Source organism: Kocuria cellulosilytica (genome assembly GCF_040981245.1).
Taxonomy (GTDB): domain Bacteria; phylum Actinomycetota; class Actinomycetes; order Actinomycetales; family Micrococcaceae; genus Kocuria; species Kocuria cellulosilytica.
In genome coordinates this window covers 1-524 of sequence record NZ_JAVFWZ010000139.1, presented here as the reverse complement: position 1 = coordinate 524, position 524 = coordinate 1, and the positions used below count along the sequence as shown (strand labels likewise).

Genomic DNA, 524 nt, shown 5'->3' with positions numbered 1-524 from the left:
CGTGCGGTGAGCGTGGCGATCCCGCACATGCGCTGGACCAGGTTCAGCGCGACGCGCTCGCCGGTCAGCACGGCGCGGGCCGGACCGGTCACCACCGCCAGCGTGTCCCCCGCCGCGAAGCGGTCTCCGTCGCACAGGAGCGGCTCGACCACCACGGCCGGGTCCACGGCGGCGAACACGGCGGCGAAGACCTGACCGCCCGAGAGGACGCCCGCCTCCCGGGCGACGAGCCCGGCCCGCGCGACGGTGGCGGCCGGGACGAGGTGTTCGGAGGTGATGTCGCCCCAGGGGGCGTCCTCGGCGAGCCCGCGCTCCACGACCTCGGTGATGGTGGCTCGGGTCAGCATGCGGGGGTCCTCTCGAAGATGTCGTTCCGGGTATGTGCACCGGTCAGCGGACGGTTCGCTCGGGCGCTGGGGCGTTCCTCGCACCAGAGGACCCGGCGGGCCTGCGCGGGGTCGGGCGCCGGGAAGTCCTCGCGGAAGTGCGCGCCGCGGGACTCGGTCCGGTGCCGCGCCGCGGCC

The 524-nt window shown here is 76.0% G+C and carries 1 protein-coding gene and 1 pseudogene; both read right to left on the bottom strand.

Annotated elements, in window-relative coordinates; all coding sequences use genetic code 11:
* On the bottom strand, window positions 1-347 hold a 347-nt coding region (locus RCG67_RS17385; protein WP_368828068.1), incomplete at its 3' end, for a nicotinate-nucleotide diphosphorylase.
* Window positions 341-524: pseudogene (locus tag RCG67_RS17380) on the bottom strand (L-aspartate oxidase); the annotation flags it as partial. The gene RCG67_RS17385 and the pseudogene RCG67_RS17380, both read right to left, overlap by 7 nt.